1 protein-coding gene is annotated in these 1,096 nt (G+C 63.8%); it reads right to left on the reverse strand.

The window, feature by feature from the left end; translation table 11 throughout:
* Positions 1-55 precede the first annotated feature (55 nt).
* The coding region (locus IVB27_RS16835; RefSeq protein WP_247444534.1) for an integrase core domain-containing protein at positions 56-1,096 on the reverse strand (1,041 nt) is incomplete at its 5' end.

Consider the following 1,096-nt stretch of genomic DNA (forward strand, 5'->3'; position numbering starts at 1 on the left):
TTGTCCAGCGGATGGATGGGTAACAGAACAGCCCGGATGGATGGGTGACACTGGTTCATGATTTGGTCGGCTGCGGCGCTGCGCTAGCGCAGCGCCGCAGCTTTCGTGTTTTCTGGTCGATGATGCCGATGGGCACGTCGAAGAAGCGCACTTGCCAGCATCCGTCCTCGGTTTCCTCGACGGCGACTTTTTCACCGTCGAGGGCACTGCAGATGTGGATGAGTTCGCCGTGCCATTTGATCTCGCCGTTGGAGCGGACCTGGCGTACCGCGGCTTCGGCTGGATAATCCGGCTCGGGAAGCCGCCTTGGCATCGCACGAGGCGAAGTCCGATAGACGCTGGCAGGTGGGTGCTGGCCAAGCGATTCGTGCGGCCGTTCTTCGTTGTAGTCGCGCACAAATGCCGCGAAGCGACGAGCTTGCGCGGCCTGGGTTGGCGGCGGTGGCCGCATGGCTTCCAGAAGCGTAAGGTGAAAACGCTCGTGTCGGCCGTTCTGCTGCGGATGGCCAGGATCAATCCGTTCATGGCGGATGCCAAGCTTGATCCACCATACCGACAGCGCCGTCAGACCCGTGATCCCGGTCGAGGCGAACGGCGAGCCGTTGTCGGAGCGGATTATCTGCGGCAAGCCGTACTCGCGAAACGCCCGCTCCAGCGGCGGTTGGCACTCGGCATATTGCGTGCTGCCCGTCGCCGCCAGGCTAATCAAATAGCGGCTGAAGCCATCGGTCACCGTGAACGGTTCAACGCGAGAGCCGTCGCCCAGTCGTATCCAGCCCTTGTGGTCGAGGGCCCATACATGGTTGGCGTGCTGAGGCACCGTCAGTTGCCCCATACGCGGCGGCGCACGTCGCCGAGGCCGACGGCTGCTAACCAGTCCCGCTCGTTTGAGAATCTCGCCTGCCGTCGAGGCCGACGGCCAATCGATATCCCCTTGGCGAGCCTCAAGCTTGCTTACGATCTTGCGCGGTCCCCAGCTCGGCCGCTCAAGCCGCAGCCCCACAATCGCATCCACGAGGTGCTGCGGCGTCGCTCGCCCATGCACCCGCGCCGCGTGCGAGCGATCCGTAAGCCCTCCAGGCCCTTCCAGCTGATA

Source organism: Bradyrhizobium sp. 197 (assembly GCF_023073375.1).
Taxonomy (GTDB): domain Bacteria; phylum Pseudomonadota; class Alphaproteobacteria; order Rhizobiales; family Xanthobacteraceae; genus Bradyrhizobium.